Origin of the sequence: Rhodococcus sp. NPDC019647 (assembly GCF_044389235.1) — a bacterium.
Classification (GTDB): domain Bacteria; phylum Actinomycetota; class Actinomycetes; order Mycobacteriales; family Mycobacteriaceae; genus Rhodococcus_F; species Rhodococcus_F oxybenzonivorans.
In genome coordinates this window covers 1-26,966 of the sequence record NZ_JBIRXS010000003.1, presented here as the reverse complement: position 1 = coordinate 26,966, position 26,966 = coordinate 1, and the positions used below count along the sequence as shown (strand labels likewise).

The 26,966-nt window shown below is 62.5% G+C and carries 25 protein-coding genes and 2 pseudogenes; 6 read left to right on the top strand and 21 right to left on the bottom strand.

All coding sequences use genetic code 11. The features are described 5' to 3' along the window. The first annotated feature begins 49 nt into the window (after window positions 1–49). On the top strand, window positions 50–1,039 hold the full coding sequence (locus ACH49N_RS07625; protein ID WP_358278100.1) for a helix-turn-helix domain-containing protein: 990 nt from the start codon (window positions 50–52) through the stop codon (window positions 1,037–1,039). Between the two features lie 27 nt (window positions 1,040–1,066). Here the strand turns inward: ACH49N_RS07625 and ACH49N_RS07620 are convergent, their stop codons facing one another. Together ACH49N_RS07620 and ACH49N_RS07615 are read right to left on the bottom strand one after the other, a co-directional pair. Then, the gene (locus ACH49N_RS07620) at window positions 1,067–2,764 is read right to left on the bottom strand and encodes an AMP-binding protein (protein ID WP_358278079.1); all 1,698 of its coding nucleotides are present in this window, start codon (window positions 2,762–2,764) and stop codon (window positions 1,067–1,069) included. Then, entirely contained in the window at window positions 2,761–3,954 is a 1,194-nt protein-coding gene (locus ACH49N_RS07615; protein WP_159918577.1) for an NADH:flavin oxidoreductase, read from the bottom strand. The genes ACH49N_RS07620 and ACH49N_RS07615 overlap by 4 nt, the downstream gene beginning before the upstream one ends. A gap of 155 nt (window positions 3,955–4,109) precedes the next feature. Here ACH49N_RS07615 and ACH49N_RS07610 point away from each other — a divergent pair, with 155 nt between their 5' ends. Continuing rightward, on the top strand, window positions 4,110–5,771 hold the full coding sequence (locus tag ACH49N_RS07610; protein ID WP_358278077.1) for a class I adenylate-forming enzyme family protein: 1,662 nt from the start codon (window positions 4,110–4,112) through the stop codon (window positions 5,769–5,771). A gap of 73 nt (window positions 5,772–5,844) precedes the next feature. Here the strand turns inward: ACH49N_RS07610 and ACH49N_RS07605 are convergent, their stop codons facing one another. From ACH49N_RS07605 to ACH49N_RS07595, 3 genes are all read right to left on the bottom strand, one after another. Continuing rightward, window positions 5,845–6,024, bottom strand: coding sequence for a hypothetical protein (locus ACH49N_RS07605; protein ID WP_358278075.1), 180 nt, complete (start codon window positions 6,022–6,024; stop codon window positions 5,845–5,847). 225 nt (window positions 6,025–6,249) lie between these two features. Beyond that, window positions 6,250–7,803, bottom strand: a complete 1,554-nt coding sequence (locus ACH49N_RS07600) for a serine hydrolase domain-containing protein (RefSeq protein WP_358278073.1) — start codon at window positions 7,801–7,803, stop codon at window positions 6,250–6,252. Beyond that, the gene (locus tag ACH49N_RS07595; RefSeq protein WP_358278071.1) at window positions 7,803–9,344 is read right to left on the bottom strand and encodes an alpha/beta hydrolase; all 1,542 of its coding nucleotides are present in this window, start codon (window positions 9,342–9,344) and stop codon (window positions 7,803–7,805) included. Before ACH49N_RS07595 ends, ACH49N_RS07600 begins: the two co-directional genes overlap by 1 nt. On the opposite strand from ACH49N_RS07595, the gene ACH49N_RS07590 reads away from it, so the two are divergent. Beyond that, a complete protein-coding gene (locus ACH49N_RS07590; protein WP_358278069.1) occupies window positions 9,343–9,519 on the top strand; it encodes a hypothetical protein in 177 nt (58 codons plus the stop codon). The genes ACH49N_RS07595 and ACH49N_RS07590 overlap by 2 nt on opposite strands. A gap of 691 nt (window positions 9,520–10,210) precedes the next feature. Here the strand turns inward: ACH49N_RS07590 and ACH49N_RS07585 are convergent. The 16 genes and pseudogenes from ACH49N_RS07585 to ACH49N_RS07510 form a co-directional block, all read right to left on the bottom strand. Further along, window positions 10,211–10,436, bottom strand: a pseudogene (locus tag ACH49N_RS07585) (acetyl-CoA C-acyltransferase); the annotation flags it as partial. Next, window positions 10,432–10,777: pseudogene (locus tag ACH49N_RS07580) on the bottom strand (enoyl-CoA hydratase/isomerase family protein); the annotation flags it as partial. The pseudogenes ACH49N_RS07580 and ACH49N_RS07585, both read right to left, overlap by 5 nt. Beyond that, window positions 10,774–10,947, bottom strand: a complete 174-nt coding sequence (locus tag ACH49N_RS07575) for a CocE/NonD family hydrolase C-terminal non-catalytic domain-containing protein (protein WP_358278067.1) — start codon at window positions 10,945–10,947, stop codon at window positions 10,774–10,776. The gene ACH49N_RS07575 and the pseudogene ACH49N_RS07580, both read right to left, overlap by 4 nt. Window positions 10,948–11,383: 436 nt before the next feature. After that, window positions 11,384–11,875: a 3,4-dihydroxy-2-butanone-4-phosphate synthase gene (locus ACH49N_RS07570; protein WP_358278065.1), complete on the bottom strand. Its 492-nt coding sequence runs from the start codon at window positions 11,873–11,875 to the stop codon at window positions 11,384–11,386. 88 nt (window positions 11,876–11,963) lie between these two features. Beyond that, window positions 11,964–13,190: an FAD-dependent oxidoreductase gene (locus ACH49N_RS07565; RefSeq protein ID WP_358278099.1), complete on the bottom strand. Its 1,227-nt coding sequence runs from the start codon at window positions 13,188–13,190 to the stop codon at window positions 11,964–11,966. Continuing rightward, window positions 13,180–13,386: a ferredoxin gene (locus ACH49N_RS07560; protein ID WP_358278063.1), complete on the bottom strand. Its 207-nt coding sequence runs from the start codon at window positions 13,384–13,386 to the stop codon at window positions 13,180–13,182. Before ACH49N_RS07560 ends, ACH49N_RS07565 begins: the two co-directional genes overlap by 11 nt. Then, window positions 13,383–13,751: a PaaI family thioesterase gene (locus tag ACH49N_RS07555; protein ID WP_358278061.1), complete on the bottom strand. Its 369-nt coding sequence runs from the start codon at window positions 13,749–13,751 to the stop codon at window positions 13,383–13,385. The genes ACH49N_RS07560 and ACH49N_RS07555 overlap by 4 nt, the downstream gene beginning before the upstream one ends. A gap of 71 nt (window positions 13,752–13,822) precedes the next feature. Beyond that, window positions 13,823–15,112, bottom strand: coding sequence for an acyl-CoA dehydrogenase family protein (locus tag ACH49N_RS07550; protein ID WP_358278059.1), 1,290 nt, complete (start codon window positions 15,110–15,112; stop codon window positions 13,823–13,825). Beyond that, window positions 15,109–15,597: a hypothetical protein gene (locus tag ACH49N_RS07545; protein WP_358278058.1), complete on the bottom strand. Its 489-nt coding sequence runs from the start codon at window positions 15,595–15,597 to the stop codon at window positions 15,109–15,111. The genes ACH49N_RS07550 and ACH49N_RS07545 overlap by 4 nt, the downstream gene beginning before the upstream one ends. Then, complete coding sequence (locus ACH49N_RS07540) at window positions 15,594–16,535, bottom strand: phosphotransferase family protein (protein ID WP_358278056.1); 942 nt, start codon at window positions 16,533–16,535, stop codon at window positions 15,594–15,596. The genes ACH49N_RS07545 and ACH49N_RS07540 overlap by 4 nt, the downstream gene beginning before the upstream one ends. Before the next feature lie 77 nt (window positions 16,536–16,612). Continuing rightward, window positions 16,613–17,746, bottom strand: coding sequence for a hypothetical protein (locus ACH49N_RS07535; protein WP_358278054.1), 1,134 nt, complete (start codon window positions 17,744–17,746; stop codon window positions 16,613–16,615). After that, a complete protein-coding gene (locus ACH49N_RS07530; RefSeq protein WP_358278052.1) occupies window positions 17,746–18,993 on the bottom strand; it encodes a cytochrome P450 in 1,248 nt (415 codons plus the stop codon). The genes ACH49N_RS07535 and ACH49N_RS07530 overlap by 1 nt, the downstream gene beginning before the upstream one ends. A 10-nt stretch (window positions 18,994–19,003) precedes the next feature. Beyond that, window positions 19,004–20,344: an AMP-binding protein gene (locus ACH49N_RS07525; RefSeq protein WP_358278050.1), complete on the bottom strand. Its 1,341-nt coding sequence runs from the start codon at window positions 20,342–20,344 to the stop codon at window positions 19,004–19,006. A gap of 140 nt (window positions 20,345–20,484) precedes the next feature. Beyond that, complete coding sequence (locus ACH49N_RS07520; RefSeq protein ID WP_358278048.1) at window positions 20,485–21,270, bottom strand: SDR family oxidoreductase; 786 nt, start codon at window positions 21,268–21,270, stop codon at window positions 20,485–20,487. A gap of 68 nt (window positions 21,271–21,338) precedes the next feature. Next, window positions 21,339–22,214, bottom strand: a complete 876-nt coding sequence (locus ACH49N_RS07515; protein WP_358278046.1) for an SMP-30/gluconolactonase/LRE family protein — start codon at window positions 22,212–22,214, stop codon at window positions 21,339–21,341. 2 nt (window positions 22,215–22,216) lie between these two features. Then, a complete protein-coding gene (locus ACH49N_RS07510) occupies window positions 22,217–23,311 on the bottom strand; it encodes an LLM class flavin-dependent oxidoreductase (protein WP_358278045.1) in 1,095 nt (364 codons plus the stop codon). A 1,214-nt stretch (window positions 23,312–24,525) separates the two neighbouring features. Here ACH49N_RS07510 and ACH49N_RS07505 point away from each other — a divergent pair. The 3 genes from ACH49N_RS07505 (at window position 24,526) to ACH49N_RS07495 (ending at window position 26,873) form a co-directional block, all read left to right on the top strand. Beyond that, window positions 24,526–25,359, top strand: a complete 834-nt coding sequence (locus tag ACH49N_RS07505; RefSeq protein ID WP_358278043.1) for a hypothetical protein — start codon at window positions 24,526–24,528, stop codon at window positions 25,357–25,359. 453 nt (window positions 25,360–25,812) lie between these two features. Beyond that, the gene (locus ACH49N_RS07500; RefSeq protein WP_358278041.1) at window positions 25,813–26,670 is read left to right on the top strand and encodes a branched-chain amino acid ABC transporter permease; all 858 of its coding nucleotides are present in this window, start codon (window positions 25,813–25,815) and stop codon (window positions 26,668–26,670) included. Further along, window positions 26,667–26,873, top strand: a complete 207-nt coding sequence (locus ACH49N_RS07495; RefSeq protein ID WP_358278039.1) for a hypothetical protein — start codon at window positions 26,667–26,669, stop codon at window positions 26,871–26,873. Before ACH49N_RS07500 ends, ACH49N_RS07495 begins: the two co-directional genes overlap by 4 nt. The last annotated feature ends 93 nt before the right edge of the window (window positions 26,874–26,966 follow it).

Below are 26,966 nucleotides of genomic sequence, written 5' to 3'. Positions count from 1 at the left end.
TGGCATGGATGCATACTTTCGATGGAATCAGGCCAACCTCGGAGGCATGATGCGTATCGCTGTCTACGCGTTCGACGACATCACGATGTTCCACCTGGCGGCACCGCTGATGGTGTTCGGCGAGGTGGGCCGCCTCGGGCTCGCACCCGACTGGCAGACGCGATTGTGGTCGGATCGTGCAGGAACCGTTCGCACCATCGAGGGATACCCGATCGGCGAGGTTGCAGGCCCGGACACCGTCGAGTGGGCCGACATCGTCGTCATCCCTTCCTGGCCTCAGTCCCTCACACCGGTCAACGACGAGTTGAAGACTGCAATCACGTCCGCGCATGCCCGCGGCGCTGCCATTGTCGGTCTGTGCCTGGGCGCTTTCGCTCTCGCCGACACCGGCCTGCTCGGGGGACGTTCCGCGGTCACGCATTGGGAGGTGATGCCCCTACTCGCTGAACGCAGCATCGGCAGCAAGGTCGACTCCTCGGTGCTCTACATCGATCACGGTGACGTCCTTACCTCGGCGGGGACGGCCTCGGCGATCGACGCCTGCCTACACCTGGTTCGCAAACACCTCGGATCTGCCGTCGCTACCCGGATCGCCCGTAGCCTGGTCGTCGCCCCTCACCGGGAAGGAGGGCAGGCACAGTACATCGATCGCCCCCTGGCTCAACCGGTATCCGACACGACCATGGCCGAAGTGCAGGAATGGGCACTCAGCCATCTCGACGAGCCGCTCACCGTGGACCGACTCGCCGACCAGGCGCGGATGAGTAGACGCAGCTTCGTACGTCACTTTCAGCAATCCACCGGAACGACCCCAGCACGCTGGATACTCGAACACCGCCTGCAAGAAGCTCGGGCATTACTCGAAACAACCGACTGGGGAATCGACTCCATCGCCGCGAAATGCGGCTTCGGGAGCAGCGTCACCCTTCGGCAGAGATTTGCCACAGCATTCGCGATTTCCCCCTCCGCGTACCGGCGGCAATTCGCGGGCCAGCGCGGGAACATGGCCGACACGACACTCACCCGACCCGAGATATGACCTCCCGATTTTGTGCCCACCTCACCGTCACACCCGCAGGAACCGTTGCCGCCCGTGCGTGTGGAATTCCTGCTCCAGCGCGGTCTTCTCGCTGTCGGTCATTTCGTGGTACTCGGGAGCGCCGCGTCCCACCCACCGGAAGACCGGATCGTCACACCGCCAAAATTCTTCCTGCAGAGCACGTTTGAGCACCTTGTTCGATCCGGTCACGGGCAGGTCGGTGGACACGCGGATGAAGCGCGGCGCGGACTTCGTACCCAGGTCGTCCTGGCCGGCGAGGAAGGATGCGAAGTCCGCGGGGTCGAAGTCGCTGGGGTCGGACATCTCGACGGCGGCCATCACCTGGTCGCCCGACCGCGGGTCGGGAACGGCGTAGACGCCGGTGGCGATCACCTTGGGATGGCGACGCAAGATCCGTTCCACCATCAGCGCGGAGGTGTTCTCCCCGTCCACCCGGATCCAGTCACCCTTGCGTCCCGCGAAGTAGAGGAACCCCTCCTCGTCGAGGTAGCCGAGGTCACCGGTCCAGTACCAGCCGTGCCTGATGCGGTCCGCAACGGCATCCTCGTTTTTGTAGTAACCCTCGAATCGCCCTGCTCCGGCCTTGTCGACCATCTCACCGATCGCCTCGTCCGGGTTGAGGACGCGGCCGTGCTCGTCGAGCCTGGCCCGGGCCTTCTCCTCGAGGCTGTCGGGGTCGACGATGACGATGTTCTCGTGAGCGGGTCTGCCGAGAGCACCCTCGGGTGCGGCGGGGTCGAGCGTCACCGAGCCGGCGCCTTCACTGGAGCCGTACCCCTCGTACAGTTCGGCGCCGAACCGTCGAATGAACTCGGCCTTGTCCTCCGGCGAGGCTTCCGTGCCGAAACCCCGTACGAGCGTGTTGTCGGAATCGTCCGGCAACTCCGGCGTGGCCATCAGGTACGCCAGCGCCTTGCCCACGTAGGTGAAGAAGGTGGCGCCGAAGAACCGGACGTCGGGCAGGAAGCCCGAGGCTGAGAACTTGCGCGGCAGACACACGGTGGCCCCGTTGGCGAGTGCGGGCGCCCACAACGCCATCAGCGCGTTGCCGTGGAACAGCGGCATGCAGCAATAGTCGACGTCCTCCCGCACGTGACCGTACTTCACCGTGTTGGAGTAGGCGAGGCGCGCCAGGCGACCCTGGCTGCACCGCACGGCTTTCGACGTGCCCGTCGTGCCGGAGGTGAACAGCAACAGAAACAGCGTCGAGGCGTCGATCGCCGGGTCCGCTGCGGGGTGTTCCACCCGGCAGGACGCCACCCGATCCGCGTACCTCGGATCGTCCACGAGGAGAAATCGGTCTTCGGACAATCCGAGGTCGAGACCGGTGAGCTGCGCCTTGCCCGCGGCATCCGTGACGATCAGCTGGCAGTCGACGTACCGGATCTCGGCCTCGAGTTCGGCCCCGCGGCGGGTGGGGTTGATGCCGACGATCGTCGCTCCCCCGAGCGCCGCGCCTCCCAGCCAGAACAGGAACTCGGGGGTGTTCTCGAGCAGCACACCGATGTGGAACGGACCGCCGCGCCGAAGCGACGCGGCGAGTGCAGCACGCGCCGCGCTCTCGTGAACCACCGCGTCCCACGTCCAGTCCTGCTCGCGGGTGCGGACTCCCAGCCGTTCGTCATCCAACCGGTCGAGCAGCATCTGGGCGATCGTTGTGCGTTCCAACTCGAGCTCTCCTCTCGACGGCGTGTGCGTGGTCATGGCTTCCGGAGCACGCAATGGGTGCCACCGTAGATCGCCGTCATGCACTTGTTGCAGTGATTGCACAGACCCGGTCTGTGGGTCTCCGCGGTGATGCGGTTGACCAGATCGGGCTCACGCAGCAGTGCACGCGCGATCGCCACGAACTGGAAGCCCTCTTCCATCGCGAGGTCCATGCTCGCCTTGCCGGTGATACCGCCGAGAAGCACCAGCGGCATGGTGACGGCCGCACGGATCTGACGGGCGTCGTCGAGCAGGTAGGCGTCGCGGTAGGGGTACTCCCTCAGGAAATGCTTGCCGACGAGCTGGATGCCGAGCTTGGTGGGTTGGGGCATGGCGGCCGCGAATTCGCGCAGCGGCGCATCACCTTTGAACAGGTACATCGGATTCAGCAGCGAGCTGCCCGCCGTCAGTTCGAGTGCGTCGAGCGAGCCGTCCTGCTCCAGCCACTGCGCCACCTGGATGGCCTCGTCCACCCAGAAACCGCCCGGCACACCGTCGTCCATGTTCAGCTTGGCGAGGATCGCGATCCGATCGCCCACCGCGTCGCGGACGGCCCGCGCGGTGTCACGGGCGAGCCGCGCACGGTTCTCGAGGCTGCCGCCGTATCGGTCCTTGCGCCGATTGGTCCGGGGGCTCAGGAACGAGCTGATGAAGTAGTTGTGCCCGAAGTGCAGCTCGATCGCATCGAAGCCGGCCTCGATGGCCCGCTTCGCTGCGTCGACGTGCTGAGCGGTGATCCGCTCGATGTCGGCGACGGTTGCCGCTCGCGCCAAGGTCTGCGTCGTCAGACGGAACTGGGTGCTCGGCGCCAGCGCGGGGGCGCCGTTGTATTTGGCGCCGGCCACCGGCCCCGCATGCCCGATCTGTGCAGACACCGCCGCCCCCTCCGCATGGATGGCGTCGGTCAGCTTCCGCAGTCCCGGCATCGCGTCGTCACGCCAGGTGATCTGGCCGGGAGCCGTGCGCCCGTCGGCGGCGACGGCGCAATAGGCGACGGTGGTCATGCCGACCCCGCCCGCCGCCGGCTGCCGATGAAACTCGATCAGTTCGTCGGTGACCAGACCCTTCGGCGTGAGTCCCTCGTACGTCGCGGCCTTGATGACGCGATTGCGCAGAGTGATCGGCCCGAGCTTGGCCGGCCCGAGTGGATCGACCTTCACGGTGGGCGGGTCGAGATCTATGGTCATTAGGTGTCCCTCCAGCTGCGATTCGCTGACGAACGTAACGGCGCGGAGGCACCGCGGATCGGGCCAGTCTCGGTGAGTGGTAACCACGGCCGAAGCCCTGCCACGGCGTGCCATCTTGTGTCGGTACGAGTGCCCGAGGACGAAAGGCCGGCCCCATGACTGCCCCTACAGATCCACAGCTGCACCTGGATCAGGTGATGTCCCGCCTCACCGGGCCCGGTGGCCGGTTCGAGATCGTCGAGGAGCCCGTACTGGGCACCCGCATGCCGGTGATGAAGAACCGCGGACGGGCGGTCGGCGACCTGCTCGCCACCTCGTTGCAGTGGGGAGACCGGGACTACCTGGTGACCGCTGGCCGCCGGCTGTCGTACACCGAGCACGCGGCAGCGGTGGCGGCACTCGCGACCGCGCTGCGCGATGAGCACGGTGTCCGCAAGGGCGACCGGGTCGCGATCCTCGCCGCCAACACTCCGGAATGGGTGATCGCCTTCTGGGCCACGCAGGTGCTCGGCGCCATCAGCGTGGGACTCAACGGCTGGTGGGTACCGCGCGAGGTCGAGTACGGGCTGACACACAGCAGCCCCACCGTCGTCATCGCCGACGCGAAGCGGGCCGAGACGCTCGCCGCGGCCGGAACGGAAATCCCGGTTCTCACCATGGAAGACGATCTGCCCCGACTCTTCGACCGGTACGCGGGCGCCCCGATGCCCCACACGGACGTCGACGAGGACGATCCGGCCGCCATTCTCTACACGAGCGGCACCAGCGGCCGCCCCAAGGGCGCATTACATTCGCAGCGCAACATCCTTGCGGTAGTCGACTACCACCGGTTCAGTGACGCGGTGGTCGCCGAGTTCACGGGTGCGTCCACCGACCCGGCCGTCCCGAGCCCGCGGCGCTACCTGTTGACGTCCCCGCTGTTCCACATCGCGAGCCTGCACAACCTGGTGGTGCCGCGGCTCGCCACCGGCGGCGCCGTCGTCATGCATCAGGGCGGATTCGACGTGGACGCCGTGCTCGCCCTGATCGAGCGGGAACGGGTCACCAACTGGGGCGCGGTCCCCACCATGGCGTCGAGGTTGGTCGAACACGACAACCTGGAGAAGTACGACCTGTCCTCGCTGACGGCGTTCTCGCTGGCGTCGGCGCCGTCGTCGGTCGCCTTCAAGGAACGGCTGCGGGAGAAGGTGCCGTTCGCCCGGGACGCGCTGGTGGACAGCTACGGTCTCACCGAGTGCAGTACGGCCATCGCCGTGGCCGCCGGTCCCGAACTCGAGCAGTACCCGGGCACGCTGGGCAGGCCGATCATCACGGTCAGCATGGAGATCCGCGATCCGTACGGGAAGTGGCTCCCGGACGGAGTCGAGGGCGAAGTGTGCGTGCGCAGCCCCTTCGTGATGCTCGGCTACTGGGAGGACGAGGCCGCCACCGCCGCGGCAATCGCGCCGGGCCGGTGGTTGCGCACCGGCGACTACGGCGTCGTCGAGAACGGCCGGCTCCGGCTGACGGGACGTCGCTCCGATCTGATCCTGCGCGGCGGCGAGAACGTCTACCCCACCGAGGTCGAACAGTGCCTCGACGAACATCCCGGTGTCCTCGAGTGCGCGGTGATCGGCACGCCGCACGAGGATCTGGGACAGGAAGTGTCGGCCGTCGTAGTGCTACGGCCCGGTGCCACGACCACCGAGGCGGAGCTGCGGGACTACGCGGCCGAACGTCTGTCGTACTTCAAAGTCCCGACCCGCTGGCGAATCACCACCAACCTCCTGCCACGCAACGCGACAGGGAAAATGCTGCGCCGCGACATCGCGGTCTGATCCCCCTCGGGAACGCCGAATGCCCTAGCGGTGCAGAATAACTGCGCCACTGGGGCATTGGGCGAAAAAGAGATCAGCGAATGAGGTTGCCGAGATCCACCGGAATCTGGGCACCGGTGATGTATTTCGCTTCGTCGGCGAGGATGATGCACGGCAGTGAATTCATGTAGATCGGCCCGAGCGTGGACGTGAAACGGCTGATCAGCGGAGCGTCGGGCGGTAACAGCACCCGACAGATGCACGACGCGGACATGTGCGTCGCCTAGCGTTGTGTTACAGCCGATTCGCTTTGGCAGTAACCAATAATGTCCACTATGCCGCCGGCACTGGATCAGATGACCGATCCGGCCCCCACGCTTGGTTCCCTTGGTGGGTGGCTGCGTTTCCGAGGAAATTGGCGAGAACCACAACGAAAGCCAGGAGTGTGAACTGATGCAATTTCGCATTGCGCCAACGTTTCCCGGGGTAGATCGGCTAATTACTGCAGGTGCCGGTAGAGCCGTCCGTGGTTGCTGAACCAGGCGACATTCCCATCGGACCCCCGAAGGAAGTTGGATCGGGTGCCGGTGGGTTCGAGGTCTGGGCCGAGGTCGAGCCCATAGTCGGTTTTGTAAAGCGCAAGGCCGAGATCCGGGACTGTCTGCTCATCCGGCAGGTAGGTGCCATCCGGGGCGTCGCTCATGTTCCCGACGAGCTGGCCATCTTTGCCGCGGAAGTTGATCACGACGGTACCGAGGGTGCCCGATCGATCGATGTCGTCAGTGGCATATGCCCCCTCGTAGGGTGCCAACTCGGCCGTGCTCAACTTGTGGGGCGTCGCGGGCAGGTTACTGATTCCGGCAAAGCGGCGGAGCGACCAGTCCTCGGCGAACAGTTCGTTGAGCAGTTTCCCTCCACCCTCGGAATTGGTGAGCACGGTCATGGCGAAGTTACGGCTGGGCACCATGAAGAACCCGGATCGTTGACCCGCCCAGGTCCCGCCATGTTGGACGATCGTCTCATTCTCCGCGGACGGCCGCAGCATCCATGACACTCCCATACCGGTGAGTTCGACCTGAAGCGTGCCGCCGACACCGGGATTGGAACGCATCGCGATGAGCGAGTCTCTGCTCATCAACCGATCTCCCTTGGGTGTAGTGCCGTCGCCGAGGTGGAAGCGCGCGTAGCGCACCTGATCCCGCACGCTGGAAATCAACGATCCGGTCGGGTTGCAACTGCGCGAGAAGAACCAGAAACCTGGATCCACAACGGCTTTTCCGTCGTCCACGTTGTGTGAGGCGGCGATATTCCGGCCGATTATCTGGTCCGAGAAGAAGCGGGTGTGACTTAACTCGAGCGGGTCCAGCAGCATCTTCTGGACGGCGTCCTCGTAGACCGATCCAGTCACGACCTCGACAATCCGCCCCGCCACAACCAGCCCCGCATTGTTGTAGGCGAAGACCGTGCCCGGCGGGGTCTTCTGTGGGAGCCGGGTCATCGACGCCACAAACTTGGTTATCGCGTCGTCGCCTCGACCGAAGTCCTGGAGATCGTCACCGAGCCAACCCGACGTGTGGTTGACCAGTTGTCGCACCGTCGCCGTGGCGCTCGCTTCTGGATCGGCGACCGCGAAATCGGGCAGATACTGGCGTATCGGTGCCTCCAGATCGACCTTGCCCTCGTCGACGAGGCGCATCACGGCCGTTCCGGTGAACGTCTTCGTCGTGGAGCCGATCCGGAACAGGGTGTCGCCGTCCACCGGTGTCGGGTGGTCGACATTGGTGACCCCATACCCCTTGATGTACTCCTCACCGTCGGCAATGACGCCAACCGCAACCCCGGGGATCGCGTAGTCCCTCATCGCCTTGTCGATCTTGGCGTCGAGCTCGTCGAACGCCTCCTTCACGTTCGCCGGGACGCTGATAGCTGTGGTCGTCGACTCCTTCGACGAACATGCCGGCACTACGAGCACCGCCAACCCGGCGACCGCCCCGCCGAGCACCGCCCGGCGCGACAACTCAGGGCCACCGACGGCGAACACCTCGGTCGTCATCAGCGTGGCGGGAGAATGTCGTATGCCGGCAGTGGCGTCCTGTCCGTGCAGGATGTGTCCGGCTTCTCCGGATTGTCGAAAAACGACGCGATTATCTCGGCTCCGCACGGTGGCTCTGCATACACACCGTGTGCAGCTCCCGGCACTACCGCGACTATGGATCGCGAGAGATCCTTCGCGATGTAGTCGCCCCACACCGCTCCGGTCTGCCCGTCGTAGGATCCCGACAGCACAAGCGAAGGGATGTCACTCACGGTGATGTCTCGGATCGAGTCAGGGGCCTTCGGCACGTCCCACACTTCGCAGGCGTCGCGCAGAAACGGCAGCTGCGGCGCTTGGGCCCGAACGGACTCCGGCAGTTCAGGGAATTCCTGTTCCGCCTGTTGCATTGACTGCTCGACGGTCTCGAACGGGATCCATTCACGGCACCAAATGCTCAGGGTGAGGCCCCAATGGAGGATGCCCCTCTCCGGATGCCCCCACACCTCGGCCCAACGCGACGCAATGGGCTGCGCATTCCCGTGTGCGAGCTCATCGACCGTTGATGGGAACTCTTTCGGTAGATGGGTAGCCACGGGGACAAACCAGTTCAGCAGCATTCCGCCGTCGACGACGACCTTAGTCTCTCCTGCACCCTCAACGTTGGCCGTCGTGGTGATGGGCTTCGCTTCGAGCTCCTTGACCAGCCGGATGAACGTTGCCCCCAGGTCAGGATAGCGCTCTGTGCATGCCCGCTGGTCCTCGCACGCCTTGACCATGTTGTCGAATGCTTGGCGAGCGCTGGCCCAGGTCCACCCCAGGGCACCAGCCGATGGAGGCGTCACTCCGTCGAACACGATCGACTCGACAGCGTCGGCGTCGTGACGCATGTAGATCAGCGCAAGGTCGGTACCGTACGAGTGGGAGAACACATTCCACTTCTCGAGGCCGAGTGCCGTGCGTAAATCAATCAGGTCATAGGTGCTCTCGGTCGAATTGAACGCCGAGAGGTCCACGGTGGGAGCCAGGCGGTCGTGGCACTGCTTTACCGCTTCTACGTACGCATCCCGTGTGGACTCCGCGTTCCATGCCATTCCGATCCTCCGGGCGAAGAACTCGAAGATCTCCGGGCAGGGCAACGGCTTGCTGGACGTCATATTGCCGCGCTGTCCCATCAGGATCAGATCGCGGTCACGGTTCAGTGGGACGTCCGGGTTGATCGGGGGATCGGTGACTGCGTCCTGACCGGGCCCGCCCATGAGAAAGACGATCGGAGCCTTGGTCGGCGGCTGCGTTTCCGACGGAACAATCGCTACTGCCAAGCGCAAGGTTCCGCTGTCGTCTTCGGTGCGGTTCACCGGTACCACCAAGTCACCGCAGCGAGCATTGTCCAGCAGTGGGACCGGATTCGGCGTCTTCGCGCACGGACCCTCGACAAACTCCGCCGGCGGATGAGCCACAGTCGTCGGTGGCGAACTGGACGGATCGGAATTGTTGCTACACGCTGAGCTGACGAGAATCGAGACAAACGCAATCGCCGTTATCTGGTTCACAAACCGCATGTCGACCACCCTGAATGGCGACCGCCCGAACCCTGTGTTCGGGCTCGGCCCGAGTATTCACCCAAATAAATCCTGGCACACCCCGATACCGGAAGCTCGAGAACCGATGAAATCCGGCGATCCTTTGCAGACGCTCGGTGATGAATCGAACCGTGCGATCGGCCAGCTCGGTTGAGAACTCCCCCGCGGTGGTCACGATGAAGGCAGCCCGTCCAGTCGATTGTCCCTACGCGCGCCCAGCGTCCCGCTCGCGATCCTCTCACCGGACACTCGAACAGGACACTCGAAACGCTCCCTCACTCGAACGGCCACCAACGTGGAATCTGACGCGGCTCCCCGATCGGGCCCCATCCACGGGCGATATTGGTTCCCTACGACCGCAGAACTTGGCCCGTGCGAGATGGAACAGCGCCAAGATGAGGCGGCCGAGGCCGCAGCCGTCCGAAGGCGCAGCCGCCGGTCGAGCAACCCCCTGCCTCCCGATGCAGGGACTGCGATCAGGTTCTGCAGGACAGCACTCCGCCCTGCCCGGTCTGCGGCTCGCTAATCGAGTGATCAGCCCGCGCTCCGCAGCGATGGCCCTGGCAGTGCTGATCGCCAAATGTGCTTGTACGATCTTTTCGAGAGACCGATAATTTATATTATGTCCGGTTTAGCGGTCGAAGATCATTGCGTGGAACCGAATTACGGGCGCTTCGCCTCGGAGATTGTTTGGACTTCAGGGTCGGGTTGTCGCGCCCTTTGGCCGCCGCAACCACCTCCAGCACCCTGACACCGCCAGTGAAGTTGTCGACACCATGACCGACACGCCCTGTTCGCAACTCAACGAGACCTGGCCCGCACATTGTTGTCAGAAGTCAGGCGCTCTCACCCTTGCGGGCGGGAATCTCGACGGGGACGACCTCGTCGTCGCGGATTTCCGTTGTCCAGGCCTTGGCCGCGAGCTGGTGGGAGCGGACGGAGAACGCGTCCTGGTCCTCGCGGTCGATGACGTCCTTGTCATTGTAGGCCCCGGGTGAGCAGTCCCATCGGCTGGTCGGTGAATGCGTCGTGCAATCCGTCGAGTGCCAAGTGGTCGACGAGGGTGACGTTGCGCCCGCTTCTCCTTGAACGCCGCCAACGCCTCCGGCATGTTCGCGCACCGGGTGAGCAGCGCCTGGCGGTTCTCCAACTCCAGTGCGGCCGCGTACGAGGCCCCTTCCTGGTTCCGCTGCAGTGCACGGTTCGACATCCGGACGCCGCCCGGGAGTTCGTCGCGATAGTCTCGGCCACCGCGACGGCTCGCCGAACAGGCCTTCGCTCGGCGCCACCCGGTTCGCCAGCCCGATCCGGCACGGACGCGTCGCTCGATATTGCGGCGACCCCTCCGCGCCGACGAACCACGCCGTGTACGCGATCTCCGCCGCCCGCCCCGGCCCGACCAGCCGGGTCAGCTACCCCCACCGTGGTGCCCGGTGGTGTCGGCGACGACCATGTCCTCCAGCGTCTCGGAGGTGATGACCCCGCCGGTGTTGGAGTTACGGTCGTAATGCGGGAAGTTGCTGCCCGACATGTCGAGGCGGATGCGGTGACCGGGCAAGAACACGTTCGAGGTGACCGACATCGGCACGGTGACCTCGTAGACCTCGCCCCGGGGTAACCACCTCGGGCTCGGAGAGGCTGTTGCGGTAGCGCAGCCGCAGGATTCCGTCGCACTTGCCACCTGCTCCGTGGGGCCATGGCGTTAACAGCCCGCCCGCAGTACTGCGGATCGCCGCCCGCGCAATACCATACGGCGCAGAGCTGTTCGTCGACATATGGAGCCATTCCGTCGCCCCGGTTGCCGTAAACCAGCACTGCGTGATTGGCGCCGGAAAACCTGTCTCGGTATGCGTACCGGGTGGCGGGTATTCTCTCCAAAACCGTCTTGCCGCAGAATTCAACCATCGCCGCCCGGCGGAGCGCCACAAGCTCTTCAGTGGTCGTCACACACAATCCGTACTTTCGGGCAAAATCGTGCGCGTCTTCCCGCGAGGCCATCGCCGCGGGATCGCTCGGACTCACGAGTCCACAGAAACCCCCACACGAGACACGCCAGCTTCACCCATAAGGTCTACGACCACCTCGGCCGGTCCACGATGCTCCAATACTCCACCCCGGCGGGCTCGAGCTCCGAGAACATGTCCAGGCCTGGTCAAATCCCCTGGGAGCGTGGATGCAGCGCCGAGTAGACGGATCGTTCGACTGCGGTCCGTCGCCGAGATCCCGGTACCGATGCCCTCGGCTGCATCGACGGCAACCGTGTAAGCAATATCGGCGCATTGCGCCTCCTGCGCCATGATCGGCATGTCGAGCCGTTCGCACTTCTCAGCAGGAAGCGCGACAGTCAACAATCCTGCGGTGTGATTCATTGCGAACGCCACCAACCGCGTCGTCGCATGCTCGGCCGCAAGAACCAATATCGGCGGGCGCCAGTCTTCCGTCAGTTCAATGACTACAATTGCCTCGCCATGGGAAAGAGCTGTCAGCGCCTGGATATGGTTGTTACGCACCACTCGACACCTCGCTCGAGGTACCGCCGAGGCCCCATTGCATCACATCGGATGTGTGCATGTGGATTGCCCTTCCCTTGGTGATTAGTCACGACCGAAGTGTCGCTGCTTCAGCATAAGTCGAGTTCTGAAACACCTTGCTTTCGACAAATTCGTCTACGGCGGTTTTCTTGATCAGTGCCCGGCGTGCGGCCATTGCCGCCCGCGGCCATCGCAGGGTGACCACCGCGGACACGATCCCGGAATTCTCGTACACCACCGCCGTCCGATCACCTTCAGACAGCGACCGCGCCGGCGCACCCACTGGGCGACCCACCACTTGGAGCTGGAGATCGTATTGGTCCGACCAGCAGTATTCCACGGGTTGGTAGGTCCGGCGGGATGCCGGATCGGCGATATTGTGGGCGACTACCGCTGCTTGCTCTGCTGCATTGGTCCAGTTCTCCAGCCGTTGGTGCACACCGTCTCGTCGCGGGCGTGAAACGTCACCGACCGCATAGACCGAGGGCAGCCCCGTGGGCGCCTCGTCTGTGATTGCCCGGCAGTAGTCGTCGCAGAGCACACCGTCGTCTAGCAGGATTTGTGAGTCCTGCAGCCATTCGGTCTTCGGACTGACGCCGGTGCCGACCAGCAGCACAGCTGCTTCCAGCACCCGATCATCGTCCAGAACCACCTGCCATTCTCCGGGACCACCGCTCACCTCAGCCACTGAACTGCCGAGCGCGAAAGTGACACCATGGCTTTCGTGAGCAGCTCTGACGATGCCTCCGACATGCTCACCGGCCATGCGCAGGAGTGGGGTCGGCATGACATCAACGACGGTTACGTCCACATTCCGGCTGCGTGCCGTTGCGGCCACCTCCATACCGATGACACCGGCACCCACCACCACCAGTGGCCCGCCCGCATCCAGGGCGGCGCGGACTCGTTCGGCGTCCTCCAAGGTTCGAATCGTACCGTCTCCCCGCCAAGGGAAGGGTCTCGGCGCCGAGCCGGTAGCAATCACGACTGTCGAGTACGGGATCGTCGACCCATCGCACAATTGCACTAGTTGTGCCACGGCATCCAGACCGACGGCAGCCACACCGGTACGGAGTTCAACATCGAGCCCCTCCGGCCCGATCAGATCTAGCTTCACCGACTCCGAGCCGATTTTCAGGTATTCCTTCGACAGCGGCGGCTTGTCATACGGTGCGTCGCGATCGGGGTCGATCAACACGATGGTTTGATCCGGCATCAATCGACGCAAGGACTGTGCGGTCCGGACTCCTGCCACCGATGCCCCGACGATGACAACCGGTGCGTCAGTGTTCATCGTCACGCCGAATGCTCAGCGCCTGGACCGGGCAACTGGAGACTGCTTCCGCCACACGTTCTAGATCGGTAGCAGGAACCTGATGACGCAAGAGCAGGACAAGTCCGTCATCGTCCATATCGAAGGTGTCGTCGGCTGCGATGACGCAGTTGCCGTAACCCTGGCAGGCTGCCAAATCAACCACGATCTCGTTCATGTTGTTCTCCCGTTCTCTGCATACAAATCGACCTTGGGAAGGGTGATCCATAGTCCGCTGGCTGTGGCGGCCACTTGGTCGTGCTGGCGGATTTCACCCTCCACACGGATTTTCCTGCCGTCGATGTCGGCACAGCGGCCGCGCACTTCGACATCGGTGGGCAAGCGGATCGGTGCGAGATAGTTCACGGTCAGGCTGGCAGTGACTGACGGCGGTCCCCATTGCTCGCATGCCCGACCGAGAACCTCGTCGAAGAGTGCGGCGAGAAGACCGCCGTGCGCCGCGCCGCCTGCCCCTTCGTGGACATCGCGCAGGTGCGCGAGCCCGACGACGGTATCGTCGTCGGAGGACCAAATCAGTCCCATACTCTCGGAATTCTCGGTGCCACAGCAGGCGCACCAAGGGTTCTTGTGTCGCGAGTCTTGCATAGTCATACCTAGTTTCCGACCGACACGGTGCTACGCTCCGCTAACGCGTCCGGAAAGAGTTGCAATCCCCGCTTCCGCAGTGCGGGTTGTGAATCGCTCGGAATCTCCCGGGGTTTGACGTCGCGGGTGAGCAGACGGGCGACGGTTTGCTTATGCACCTCGTCAGGTCCGTCGTAGATGCGGGCGGTACGGGCATATGCGTACATCCGCGCAAATGGCAGATCCGTTGAAACGCCGAGGGATCCATGCACCTGGATTGTTCGGTCCAGGATGTCCCGCAACACCTCGCCGCCGTGGTACTTGAGCATCCCGATCTCAGCGCGCGCTTCCAGCGCTCCGACGGTATCCAGTCTCCATGCGGTATGAAGCCCGAGTAGCCGCGCGGCGTTCAGTTCCGCCGCGGATTTCGCGATGAAATCCTGGATGAACTGTTTTTGGGAGAGTTCTGATCCATGAACGCTGACCGACACCGATCGCTCGATCATCGCATTCAATGCCCGGCGTGCCATCCCCATCCATCGCATATAGTGATGCACGCGTCCCGGCCCGAAACGCTTCTGAGCGAGAATGAACGCCTCGCCTCGAGACCCGAGTAGATTCTCGGCCGGCACCCTCACGTCGTCATAGACGATCTCACAGTATTCGTGGAGCGGCCCGTTGTGGTCTGGGAAATCGATGGTTCCGATCGGCCTCGTGTGCACTCCTGGTGTATCGGTCGGAACAATGATCAACGATTGCCGGTGGTGCTTGTCTGCGTCCGGCTCCGTAACACACGACACGATCTGAAACATACTTCGCCGGGCGTTGGCGACGAACCACTTTCGTCCATTGACAACCCAGCGATCTCCGACAAGGCGCGCCGCCGTCACGTGCTGTGTGGGGTCCGAGCCAGTCCCCTGCTCGGTCATGCAGAATGAACTGACGACTTCACCGTCGTAGACGGGCTTCATCCAGCGTTGCTTTTGTTCGTCCGTTCCAGCCATCGCCAGAAGTTCCACGTTTCCCGAATCCGGCGGCTGATTACCGAAAGCCAGCGGGGCCAGCTCGCTCTCGCCTAGAATCTCGTGCATCATGGCCAGCTTGACCTGTCCCAGTCCTGGGCCGCCAAGATCCGGTCCCAGGTAAGTGCCCCACAGACCTCGAGCTTTCACCCGGTCCTGGAAGGGCCGGACAGCTCGCATCGCCTCATCGTGGGTGAGTTCCAGTGCGTCCAAGGGGAGGAGCTCCTCCCGAACCAGGTTGCGCATCCAGTCGAGTTCGGCTTCCCACCGCTCGTCGATTTTGAAGTCCCAGGTCATTGCTTCTCCTTCGTGATAGTGGAGCCGACGGCGTGTTCTGAGTTCGTCCCATTCACAGCGCTACTGGGAAAGACCGACTGCCATCGACTGCGAGCCTCCGCTTCTCTGCGGAGCAGATTGCAGATCGCGATAATCGCCGAAGTTGCCTCCGTCGAACCGAACCCGGCCGATTCGGTCCGCTGCCCGTGGAGACCGGCGAGAGCGCGATCAGCCTGGGCAAGCAGTGCCTGGTGACCCTCCAACTGGGACCTTTCGTCCCGGGGAACTGTCGATGATCGGATGTCCGGTCGATCGAGGAGGTCTGCGAGATCTCGGTCGATCTCGGCGTACGCGGAATCTCGTTCCGTCAACTCGCGGACGCACTCGTCGAGCAGTTTCGCTGCTGCCTTGACCTCGCCACCCAAATCGGCTGGAACTTCTTTCAGGACTGTGTGCTTCAGGAAGTCACGTACGGTGGCTATTGCGTCGAGGGGTTCCCGGCTCATGATGTTGCCCCTTCGATCGCGCCCAACCGGGCGGCTATGTGGACCTCGCAATGGGCCACCGACCTACCCAACTGGGCCAGCATCGGGCTCGACCCAGCCTCCTGTGCCTCCTGGCCCTGGCGCCGGAGAATCATGGCAAGTTTCACCCAGCTGAACAGCTCCCAGTACGCGAACCGTTCCGGGTCGATCTCGGTACCAGACGAATTGGCGTACTGATCGAGAAACTCCTGAGAATCGAACAGGCCACCGATCACGTCCCAACGGGTGGTCCACAGCCGCGTCCACGCAAGATCTTCGAGCGGATCGCCCACGTGACACAGTTCCCAATCCAAGATCGCCGTCATCCGGCCTCCCTCGACGAGAATATTGTTGGCCTTGAAGTCGCCGTGGAGTAGACATACAGGCCCGTCGGCAGGTCGGAAGGCGTCGAGTCTGCGTGCCGCCGCCTTCAACAGCGGGACGTCGATTGCGGTGTCGTCAGCAAGGATCGGCAAAATCCACTGGTGCAACTGCGAATCGACGTTGTACTCGTAGCCACCACGGTACGGGAATACGCGGTCGGCGTCGATCCCGTGTATCCGCACCAGACTGTTCATCAGTTGCACCCGGAGTGCCGAACGCACACTCTCCGAAAGTGTCGACATCGCCTTCCGCAGGTCCACACCGGCTGCTCGTTCCATCACCATGAAAGCCATGTCGCCGGTCTCGGACGGCGCCGGGTACGGACGCGGCACCGGCTGACCCGCCTGGTACAGCGCGGTCATCGCCAAGTGCTCCTCCCGGAGGCTCGCGGCCAGCTTCTGTTCGCCGAACTGGCCTCGGTAAACCAGCCCGACGGTGTCGCCGGTCCGATCACCGATCCTTACGTCCACCGCCCAGGTCTCTCTGGACGCCCCACCGCTCAACCGGCGGGGTGTCGACACCATCGTTGCCGGCATAGAGAGAGTGTCAAGATAACCTCTGAGCTCTTGCTCAACTTTCGAACCCGCGCTGGAGGCGGTCTCTGTCGTCGACCTCATTGTCCGAATCCGTAGCGGTCGTAGCGCCCATACACCTGGGTCTCAAACAGTCCGTATCCAACCTCGCCGCGGCTCGTCTCGAAGCGGCAGACCACATGGGCAGGGCCCAGCCGTGATCTGTCTCCCTTCTCGCTGACATCAAAGCTGACGACGTCGGACCAGTTCTCGCCCATGTACTTTCCGTGCCGCCACGGGTCGGGTCCGCCGTATCCGGTTCCGGCACGCATCCAACCCTGGGTCAAAGGTTCGACCTTCACGGTCGTGCGTTCGCCGTTGGGGTCCTTCCATGACACGCTTCCTCTAATGAAGTCGCGCGTGTCGGGATCGAATTCGAGATCGTGTTCGAGCTGTTCGAGCTCACGGATGCCGGAGAATCGGACTTCGCGAGCAGCGTTTCCTGTCCGTCGGCCGTCACTGGTTTCACCGAGGGTGAAATGGACGGTGTGGTCCTCGAACTGCATGGGCGCCCAAATCCACAGCGCAGCACGCTTGTTCTGTTGTTGCTTGGCCTGCAATATTCCACGTGGCTCACGTTCCAAACCGATGGACCGTACGCCCCAGGCCCGGTCCCGTGCGCCCCACCACCTGTCAGGAGTGACCTCATAGCTGGTCCCCCGCACCTGCAACGAGCCCGACCACTTGCCGGTCTGCACAAGGCGGCTGCCTTCCTGGATGATCCTGCCTACCGAGCGCTCGAAGTGACCCGGTTCCGCGAACAAGGGTGTAGCCGCCTCCCACTCGAGGTCGAACTCGACCTCCCCACTGTGGGGACGGCACTCGATCCGGAAGCTCCGTCCCGGTTCCAGGATGGTCAGGTCGATCGGACCGACCCGTGTCGTGTCGAAGCGGTTGTTTCCGAGCTCTCGTGAACCGCGGACCGTGTGCTGTTCACCATTGATTGCGACCGAGGCGAACGCGTCCAGCACGCCGAGATTCGGATACGAACCCAGCCCGAACATCAGATAGAGCTCATCACTCGACGAATGACCGGAGATCCAGTGCCGATCATAGAATCTACGGTCGCTGGTCGCCACATAGCGTAGCAATTCGGGAGTCTGGTGGATCAGAAAGTCGTCGCCCCCGTCGACCATTGCTGTGGCCAAGTCGGTGTGTTCGGAATCCGAGGTCATCAGACTGCTCCTGTCAACGCGTGGCCTGCCGACACGGGCAATTCGTCCAGACTTCGCGCGAGAAAGACTGGCTGCCAGGTCAGTCCGGTGTTCGTGACGGCCAGATGCGGGTATGCATCGAAGAGCCTCGGCAGTGCGATGGACGCCTCGAGCCGGGCAAGGGACGACCCCATGCAATGGTGGATTCCGTGGCCGAATGCAATATGCGGATTATGATTACGCTCGATGTTCAGCGTGTTGGGATCGTCGAATACCCGAGGATCACGATTCGCGGAGGCCAGCACAGAGAATACGCGCTGCCCGGGCTCGATGATCTCATCTCCCACTTGGACGCGGCCAGCCGACCAGCGGACTACCGCCTTCCCCGGACCGTCGAATCGAAGGAGTTCTTCGATGGCAATCCGGCGCACTTCGTCATCACCGTCCCGGAATTTTGTCAGCTGATCCGGGTGCCGGAGCAGGGCACGAATGCCATTCGCCAGCAGATTCGCGGAGGTTTCGTGGCCGGCAAACAGCACCAAAGTGCATGTAGCGACGACTTCGGCGTCGGACAGGGTGTCGTCGTCCACCTGCGCGGCAGCCAGCCGTGTCATCAGGTTGTCAGCGTTCCCGCCCCGATTCCGTTCGAGGAGCTCGAAGCAGTAGGCTCCGAGCTGTTCCATGCCTGCCGCTGCCTTTGCGTGCCGATCAGGGTCGTTCAGACCCGCCGACACCAGGGTACCCACATCCTGTGACCACGCTTTGAATCGGTCCCGGTCCTCAGGCGGCACACCCAACAGCTGGGCGATCACGATGGCGGCGAGCGGATCGCTGTAATCATGCTTGACGTCGAAATGACCCTTCGCGGGAAGCTTTTCAAGAAGGTCGGTGCACAAACCATCGATCGGTTCGGCCAACGCCTGGAGAGTCTTCGGTGTGAACGCCTTGAAAACGAGTTTCCTCAGACGCGTGTGGATCGGTGCATCATTGAAGACAAGCCAGTTGGACAACATCTCGAAGGCGGCCCGCACTCTGGGGTCGGTATCGGGACCGGCGAGCTTCCGCTCGATGAACGGACGAATACGGTCGGAGGTGAAGACTGGGTCACTCAGGACAGCACGAACCTCGGGGTGGCCGGTGACTAGCCAAGATCCATAATTGGGCATGAACGCAATCGGAGCCTGATCGCGCAGGCGGGAAAAGTACGTGTGCGGGTCCGCGAGGGCTTCTTCGCAAACCAGGTCGACATCGTCGAAGGTCGTATTCATTATATTTCGCCTACTTTCGGTGATCTACTACCCTGCGGGCCTTCAGCGCAGCTCGCGGTAGCGTGTCGGGTGGTACAAGCTCAACGGGTACGCGAATCAGGCAGTGGGTCGTCAGAGCCGATTCCAATCGCTTCCCGAGATCGGCTTTCTCCGATTCAGGCATTTCCCGGTCGGCAATTTCGACTTGGACCAGTAGTTCGTCGAGGTGGTTTCGAGTACTGACCTGGATCCGAAACTCTGCCCCTACTTCCGGAAAGCTACGAAGCACATGCTCCACATTGGTGGGGTAGACGTTTGCTCCCCGAATGACCAATGTGTCGTCGACTCGTCCCATCAGGCCTTGCGGCAAGCGAGGGTAAGTTCGTCCACAAGGGCATGGCTCGCGAGTCAGGTAACTTCGATCTCCGACGGCGAAACGGATCATAGGCTGGGATCTGCGGTGCAGATGGGTATACACCAGGTGTCCGACTTCTCCCTCCGGCACAGCGCGATACGGGTCATCCGCTTCGACGATCTCTGTCCAGATCTCGTCGTTGTAGAGATGGAGGCCCTGCATCTCAGTGCATTCGGTACTCGTGCAGAACGGGAACATCTCGGAACTGGTTCCGGAGTCACAGGCACTGATCAGGCCCCACTCGTCGATGATCCGCTGCTTCGTAGCCGGAATCGAACCGCCCGGCTCCCCTCCCAGCAGTGCGCGTTTGAGTGGCGACTTCGCCGGATCGTAACCGAGGTCGCGGGCAGCATCTGCGAGTCGAATCAGATACGAGGGGGTACCTTCGATCACCGTGCAGCCCATTTTGTAGATCATCTCGACGTGGGCCTGTGTAGTGGCTGCACCCATCGGTAGCAACTTGGCACCGACGCTCTCGGCAGCGTGCAGCATTCCCCAGCCCCCGAAGAAAAGGCCGAAGGGAAAGGCGAAGAGAACGATATCGTCGGGCCGGACTCCGATCGACCAGTGTGTCAGGGCGTAGATTTCACGGGATTGCTCCCACTCCTCGCGACTGACTCCATACATCGTCGGTGTCCCGCTGGTCCCGCTGGACCCGTGGATCCGGAATATCTCTGACGGGTCGATGCCGAGGTAGGAGCCGAAGGGCGGATATGCTGCCTGGTCGGCGACAAGCATCTTCTTTGTGACCACCGGGCACGAAGCAGTGAAGTCGGCGAACGTTTCGACCTTTGTGTGGTCGAATCCGTGCTTGTCCCACAAACGCCGGTAGAATGGAATCTCCGCATAGCACCGGGCCAGCTGGTTCTTCAGCGCCTCGAAGGACGCCTTGTCGCGAATTCCGGGATCCATCGTCTCCCGCTCGCGGTCCCAATAGGGGGAATTCGGGTCTTGCATAGTGACTTCCTCGATCCGATGAAGGTTGTGCCGCTTTCGCTTCGGCAAGGGTGTGGGATTTCACAGGCCGGGCGGCCGCGCTCCCGTCTCTCCTAGGCCGACATCAGCCTTCCGACGTTCCGGCAGCGCCGATCCGGCCATCAGAGACTGATGCTGAGTCCGCCGTCGACAGCGATCGTCTGCCCGGTGATGAAAGAACTCGACGAGTGCATCAGGAGCTTCACGAGGCCATCAAGCTCATCGATTCTCCCCATCCGCCCCAGCGGGACCGCTGATCGCATCCGTTCGGCACCCTCACCCTCGACGTACTCCGAACCGGACATACCGGTCACGAACGGGCCAGGTGCAATCGAGTTGACCCGGATGCCATACCTTGCCCACTGGGAGGCGAGATCCTTCGTCAGGCCGATCAACCCGCTCTTGGCCGCCGCGTAACTCGCATTCGGTTGCCAAGAAACCGGAATAATGCCCACCACCGATGAAATGTTGATTATCGATCCAGCTATGTTCTGTTCGCGCATCGCCGCTGCCGCGTCTCGCGCCAACGCGAACGGGGCGACGAGGTTGATCTGGATGATTTCATCGAAGTCGGTGGTCGACTCCCGCAGCGCGGGCTGTACCCGCGCTGCAGCGGCGTAGTTCACGAGACCGTCGATACGGCCGAATCGTTCGTGAGCCGCGCTGATCAGATGTTTGCGATGCTCCTCGTCGGTGAGGTCGCCGGGTACCACCAGCGCAGCTGATGGCAGCCCGGCGGCCAGTTCACACAGAGGCTCTGAATTCCGCGCGGTCAGCACCACGTTGGCGCCGGCATGAGACAGGGCCTGCGCCGCATGGTGTCCCAGTCCGCTACTGGCTCCGGTAACGAGGATGACGTGGCCCGAAAGCGATGGCCCGTCGTGGGATCTCCCGCACTCCTGCGTCATCGAATCTCCTCTGTGCTCATGGTGTTTACCTCACTCCGGCCAATCTATTGGGATGTACCGACACCGGTTCAGGGTGAACTTGCCCCCGGAATGTCGACGATGACTGTCTCGATCCGCGACTTCGCCCTTCCCTGCGCCAGGTCTTCCAGGCTGGTATCGGCGGTGAGGCAGAACAGTGTTCTGCGGTTTTCGCCGCCGAGCGTGCAGGACACCGCTCGCCGGTTGCCGGTGGCAATCCGATGTGTGACCGTGCCGTCCTCGAGTCTCAGAAACTCATGGCTCAGGAAGCACGCGACCCACACCCCACCGGCGGCGTCCACTGTCAGGCCATCCGGAAGCTTGTCCGGCAGGTCGCTGTAGACCCGGCGGTTGGTGAGCGTGTGATCGACAACATCCCAAGCAAGCAACCGATGGGCCACGCTTTCGGAGGTGACCATCGTTGCACCGCCCGGAAGCAGGCCACAACCGTTGGGCAGGTCGAGATCGCCGGAGTTAGTGACACTGGCCGACCCCGTCGGGGACACCAGAACAATGTTCCCCGGTTTGGGTTCAGCACCCCGGACGCTGTCGTAGCCGATGTTGCCGACATAGCTCCATCCGTCGCTGTCGGTCATCATGTCGTTGAGGATGCTGTCGTCCCCTACCAAAGGCGTGAGATCGGCATGCACCTCTAGCGACCCATCGTGTTCGAGCCGCATGACCTTCCGATCCTGCATGGACACGATGAGAGCGCGGCCGTCCGGCAGGAACCCTATTCCCGAGGGCACACCTTCTACGACGGCGACCTCGGTTGCGGACCCGTCGGGCGTGACAGTGTAGACCCGCTGACGGAACAGATCGGAGACCCACAGTCGATCACCGTGCCAGCGTGGTCCCTCCAGGAAGTCGAACCCGTCGCAGAGCACCTCGGTCGTCAGCTCTTTGAGGTTTGCGGTGACCCCCATGGTCAGACTCCGATGACAGTCTTGGTGGTCATCTTGCGGAGTTCCGGGATGACCTTGTCGGCGAACAGCCGGACACTTTCCCGGACCATCGGGAACGGCATTCCACCAAACGACGGTTGAATGGTCGGCGAGTACTCACCGAGGACGTCCATTCGCTCTCGGTAGAGTTCGATGATCTGCTCTGGCGTTCCGAAAACTTGGGTATCGGGATAGCCGGCGGCCGCGGCCTCCATGCCGGCCGCCTGAATGATCTCCGCATCTTGCTGGTAGTTCTCGTAGCCCTTGGTCGAGCGCCAGTGATTGCCAGCCATGTCGTAGTGCTGGATTATCGAGGTGAAGTGGCGCGTCATATACTTGCGCGCGACACGCTCGGCTTCCTCTGGATCTTGGTGGCAGTAGCAGGCGTCCAACGTCATGACCGGCGGCGGCTGTACCCCATGGTGTTCACGGTAGAGTCTGCGCCATTCGTTGACCGACTCCGCATGCTTGGACACTTCGTACTGAATAAAGGTCATCATCGTGGCGCCGTTTTCCGCAACAGGCGGGACCGAGGTCGGGGACATTGCAACACCGAAAATTCGGTCTTCCCACGGGCGATTCGGGTCCGGCGCCGGGCGGACTTCGACCCGCGGCTGAGGGTAGTACGGTCCGTCGCCTTCCACTATCCCGGTCTTGAGGCCACGAATGATCATGGGTGCCGCCTCATCGAACCTCGCCCGGGACGATTCCATGTCGATTCCGAAGCCTTCGTACTCGACAGCGGCCAGCCCTCGTCCCATGCCGAACACGGCGCGCCCATTCGACAGGTGATCGAGCATGAGGAGCTTCTCCACGACCCGAAGCGGACTGTTCCAGGGCAGAATCACCGCGCCGGTGCCGAGCTTGATCCTACTGGTTCGACCGGCAAGATAGCTCAATGTCTGGAGGTTGTCGGGGCTTTCGGCGTATACGTCGAAGTGGTGTTCCGGCACCCATGCGCAGTCGAATCCGACCTCTTCGGCCAGGACGCCGAGTTCGGTTTCCTGCCGAAACATCTCGGCGTCACTCATGCCCTCATGGAAATTGGCGTAAATCATCAGTAGGCCGATGTTGTCCATGGTGGGTAGACCCTCTTTCCAGTGGTTGCGGTAGTGAAGACGTAAGGGAAAGGTATCGGATATGTGATGTGGCCCACTTCCGCTGAAACTACTGAATCGCGACAGCGGTGTCCGTAATTTTCCGCAAGGGACGAGCGTCCACAGCAAGCACCGGAGCGGTGCGGGCGTAAATCACGGCTGCGGGCCGTATTTCTGGATCAGTTGTGAGCCTTCATTTTCCGAACCGATCCCACAGTCGACGGCCTGCACCTGCGATTTCCGGACATAGTCGACGGGGGACGCTCGCCACGCGTGTGTTCCGGTCTTGCACGTCGGATCGGTCTACCGGGTTGCGGGAACGGATTGCCGCGCGACCAGGCGCGTACCGGCGTCATGCGGGTGGGCGACGGCACCGAGGCGCCTGCATATAGGCGGTGGAATGCTGACTGGTACGCGGTTGGATGCGTTGTTCATCGATCGAGGTTCGCCTTGGCAAAACTTGCCTGCGTGTCGCTTTGAATCAACGGGCGGTTCACTGGTGGGTTCGCCACCGACAAGGCATTCCACTCTCTGGCCGACGGGCAGATCCTTGCCGATGTTCGGAGGATGGAGTACAACAATGACCATCGAAACAGTTCGCCTGACATAAAATCTTCTGGGTGTTCCAGGCATACTGGGCGACGTTCGAGTAAGACGACAACCACAGCTTGCGCTGCCGATGGACCTTGGACACAGGACCGGCCATGAGGTCGTCGGCATGAGACGCAGCAGCCAACGTGTCAGAGCGTCAATCTCTTTGACTAAAGAAGCGTTCGGTGTAGATGGCGATGTCGAAAGCGATCATGGCGTGATGCGGTGACGTGGCAGACAGCCCTAGCAGGTCATCTACTTTTCTGCACAGACAAAAATGATTCGGTCCGAATTGGATCGAGTCCTAGCGGAGGAAGGAAACCATGATCAGTTCTGGTGACGATTATCTGATCCATCAAACTCCGGAGCTGCTGCGATACGTCGCGACAAGTGATCGCAGATTCTTTGATCGGCACATGTTGTGCGGGTTTTCACGAGAGGGCGGGATCTACTTCCAATTGGGAATGGGCTCATATCCCAACCTGGGTGTGATCGATGCGTTCGCCTCAGTGTCGCTCCCTGGTCGACAGACCACGACACGTGGTTCGCGTGAGCTGGGCTTGGACCGGTTCGACACGACGTCGGTTGGTCCGATTGGAATCGAAATGCTTGAACCGAGCAGGAAGTTCCGGTTCACCTGCTCGCCGGAACACGACGGCGGTGTCCAGATGGAGCTGGAGTGGACGGCCGCGGTCGGCCTGTTCGAGGAACCCGCCCACTACACCCGAGCGTTCGGACGGGTCATCAGCGAAGGCACGCGGTTGGTACAGACGGGCCTCTGGGAAGGCCATATCGTAGTAGACGGTCAGACGTTCGACGTTAACCATGAGGGATGGAGCGGCGCTCGGGACCGCGCGTGGGGTGTCCGCGCGATCGGATTGGAGCGCGAGCCTGACGGGATCATGCAAGCTCACCGTGACGAGGTCCACCGCGAGCGTGCTGCATTGTGGATCTGGTCGCCCATGCAATTCGACGACTACTCGATCCACTTCGCCATCGGCGAGAACGCTGAGGGCCGACGGGCGGTGGACACCGTGCGGCGCATGCCGTCAATCGAATCGGGACTCGATGTCGAGGTCTTGCGCGGAGCCGAACATGACTTGAAGTTCCATCCCGAGACGCGCGAGTTCGTCTCGGGATCGGTCAGTTGGGAGGAAATCGACGGCAGCGTGACCTCGGTCGAAATGACACCAGTTGCGCGGGGCTGGATGCGGGCCGGAACCGGCTACGGTGGGCCCGACGCTTGGCGCCACGGTAAGTACATGGGCGAAATGTGGAGCGACTCGGTGTCGTACGACACCACGGACCTCTCACTGACCCAGCGCCTCGGACCCACGCATGTCGTGTGTCGCATGGAGTCGAGCAACGGCGACCAAGGTATGGGTCTGTTCGAGACCCAGGTGTACGGCGCCTATCCTCGTTACGGGTTCGACAGGTGACCGAAATCGATTCGAAGCCGCCGATCACCACGACGCTGGTCGTCCGGAAGCGACAGGGAGCGTATGCATTCGCGCCGCAGTGCGGTCGGAGTCTGACCGCTCAACGGCACACCAGCGGCGCGTCGCTCAATACCTGAGAACGCGATGCCGAGTTCGTCTGCGACACCGATCCGAGTGTCCGCTTCCTGCTCGCACGATGTGATGCCCACTCCCCCCGCTGTTGCAGCGGGACGTCGCGGCATCCGAGGTGGCGGCTGGTTGGCGGGACGGTAAGTGCTCGACGCTACGAACGCTGATACTGGTTGAGAGCACACGGACACCGTGATGCTGACACTCTTTCGTGCCGAGAATCACTCGGCACGACAAGACATCTCTGATTTGATGCCGATTCCGGAACAACCCTGCGGGGACAAACCATCCTGCGGGAGCCATCGACAAAGGATACGTGTGTGTATGTCCGACTTTCTCAGTATGGCGGTAGCTGGTGTGCTGATCGGCAGCCTCTACGGCATACTTGCGCTTCCCTTGACCTTCGTCTGGAAGACAACCGGCGTCTTCGACTTCGCAGTCGGGGCGTATGTTGCGGTCGGCGGCATCGTCGCCGCTGAGATCGGGATTCCTTATGGACCGATCATCGGCGTGTTTGCGGCTGTTGCTGTCTCGCTGATACCGGCAGGTCTGTTCCTTTTGTTCAAATGGCGTCAAGCCGACGGCGATGGTCTGGGAATGGGCCTTGCCACTTTCGGGCTCAGCCTGGCTGTCTCGGCGGGCGTGCTTGTGTGGTACGGGACATCGCCGAGATTCCTCAGTTTCGTCGAAGGTTCGTTCATCTGGGGTGAGATTGTCGTCAACAAGTCGCGTCTCATCGCAGGTGTCGTCGCGATGGTGGTGCTTATTGTTGTGCTGGTCGCCTTGAGTCGAACGTCGCTCGGCCTCAAGATTCGGGCCGCCGCAAGTTCTTCGGACCATGCAGCGCTGCTGGGTGTTCCGGTGCGATCGATGCAGTGCGGTGCGCTGATCGTGAGCGGCCTGCTGTGCGGAGTAGTGGGCGTCCTGGCCGCGAGCACGATCGGTCTGGCGTACACCAGCACCCTGCAGTTGAGTGTGCTTGGATTGAGCGCTTCGGTGCTGCTGGGATTACGCGGCCCAGGAACCGCATTTGCCGGGGGGATCGTATTGGGTCTCATTCAGTCCCTGGCGCAGGGCTATGTGGGCGGACACATAGCCGGCGTGATACCACCACTGCTCATCCTCCTTGTCCTCGCCACCGGGCTCACTACGCGCGGCACCATGATTGGAGCTCGACCGTGAATTTCACCTCTTCCCTGTTGCGGCACCACCAAGCTCCCACGGCACTGCTCGTCGTGATGATCGCCTGCTTCGGACTACTCTTCTCCGGCGACGGCAGCCTCATGGCGACCGCGATCATCACAGGCATCTACGTGCTGATCGCGTTGCCTCTGGGACTGCTATTCGGGCATGGCGGATTACTGTCGGTGGCGCAGGCTTCGTGAGATATTGTCAATACCTGTGGATGAGTGAGTTTCATGCGACCTCCGATCCGGTGCTTGCGGGCTCGACCGCCGCGGAGTTGGGGCTGATGTCTG

What these genes read in the sequence shown, in the direction of transcription:
- ACH49N_RS07625 (WP_358278100.1), top strand. Translation starts at nt 50, where the DNA reads ATGCGTATCGCTGTCTACGCGTTCGACGACATCACGATGTTCCACCTG.
- ACH49N_RS07620 (WP_358278079.1), bottom strand. Translation starts at nt 2,764, where the DNA reads ATGACCACGCACACGCCGTCGAGAGGAGAGCTCGAGTTGGAACGCACA.
- ACH49N_RS07615 (WP_159918577.1), bottom strand. Translation starts at nt 3,954, where the DNA reads ATGACCATAGATCTCGACCCGCCCACCGTGAAGGTCGATCCACTCGGG.
- ACH49N_RS07610 (WP_358278077.1), top strand. Translation starts at nt 4,110, where the DNA reads ATGACTGCCCCTACAGATCCACAGCTGCACCTGGATCAGGTGATGTCC.
- ACH49N_RS07605 (WP_358278075.1), bottom strand. Translation starts at nt 6,024, where the DNA reads ATGTCCGCGTCGTGCATCTGTCGGGTGCTGTTACCGCCCGACGCTCCG.
- ACH49N_RS07600 (WP_358278073.1), bottom strand. Translation starts at nt 7,803, where the DNA reads ATGACGACCGAGGTGTTCGCCGTCGGTGGCCCTGAGTTGTCGCGCCGG.
- ACH49N_RS07590 (WP_358278069.1), top strand. Translation starts at nt 9,343, where the DNA reads ATGTCGACCACCCTGAATGGCGACCGCCCGAACCCTGTGTTCGGGCTC.
- ACH49N_RS07595 (WP_358278071.1), bottom strand. Translation starts at nt 9,344, where the DNA reads ATGCGGTTTGTGAACCAGATAACGGCGATTGCGTTTGTCTCGATTCTC.
- ACH49N_RS07575 (WP_358278067.1), bottom strand. Translation starts at nt 10,947, where the DNA reads ATGTCGGTCACCTCGAACGTGTTCTTGCCCGGTCACCGCATCCGCCTC.
- ACH49N_RS07565 (WP_358278099.1), bottom strand. Translation starts at nt 13,190, where the DNA reads ATGAACACTGACGCACCGGTTGTCATCGTCGGGGCATCGGTGGCAGGA.
- ACH49N_RS07560 (WP_358278063.1), bottom strand. Translation starts at nt 13,386, where the DNA reads ATGAACGAGATCGTGGTTGATTTGGCAGCCTGCCAGGGTTACGGCAAC.
- ACH49N_RS07555 (WP_358278061.1), bottom strand. Translation starts at nt 13,751, where the DNA reads ATGGGACTGATTTGGTCCTCCGACGACGATACCGTCGTCGGGCTCGCG.
- ACH49N_RS07550 (WP_358278059.1), bottom strand. Translation starts at nt 15,112, where the DNA reads ATGACCTGGGACTTCAAAATCGACGAGCGGTGGGAAGCCGAACTCGAC.
- ACH49N_RS07545 (WP_358278058.1), bottom strand. Translation starts at nt 15,597, where the DNA reads ATGAGCCGGGAACCCCTCGACGCAATAGCCACCGTACGTGACTTCCTG.
- ACH49N_RS07540 (WP_358278056.1), bottom strand. Translation starts at nt 16,535, where the DNA reads ATGCCGGCAACGATGGTGTCGACACCCCGCCGGTTGAGCGGTGGGGCG.
- ACH49N_RS07535 (WP_358278054.1), bottom strand. Translation starts at nt 17,746, where the DNA reads ATGACCTCGGATTCCGAACACACCGACTTGGCCACAGCAATGGTCGAC.
- ACH49N_RS07530 (WP_358278052.1), bottom strand. Translation starts at nt 18,993, where the DNA reads ATGAATACGACCTTCGACGATGTCGACCTGGTTTGCGAAGAAGCCCTC.
- ACH49N_RS07525 (WP_358278050.1), bottom strand. Translation starts at nt 20,344, where the DNA reads ATGCAAGACCCGAATTCCCCCTATTGGGACCGCGAGCGGGAGACGATG.
- ACH49N_RS07520 (WP_358278048.1), bottom strand. Translation starts at nt 21,270, where the DNA reads ATGACGCAGGAGTGCGGGAGATCCCACGACGGGCCATCGCTTTCGGGC.
- ACH49N_RS07515 (WP_358278046.1), bottom strand. Translation starts at nt 22,214, where the DNA reads ATGGGGGTCACCGCAAACCTCAAAGAGCTGACGACCGAGGTGCTCTGC.
- ACH49N_RS07510 (WP_358278045.1), bottom strand. Translation starts at nt 23,311, where the DNA reads ATGGACAACATCGGCCTACTGATGATTTACGCCAATTTCCATGAGGGC.
- ACH49N_RS07505 (WP_358278043.1), top strand. Translation starts at nt 24,526, where the DNA reads ATGCTTGAACCGAGCAGGAAGTTCCGGTTCACCTGCTCGCCGGAACAC.
- ACH49N_RS07500 (WP_358278041.1), top strand. Translation starts at nt 25,813, where the DNA reads ATGTCCGACTTTCTCAGTATGGCGGTAGCTGGTGTGCTGATCGGCAGC.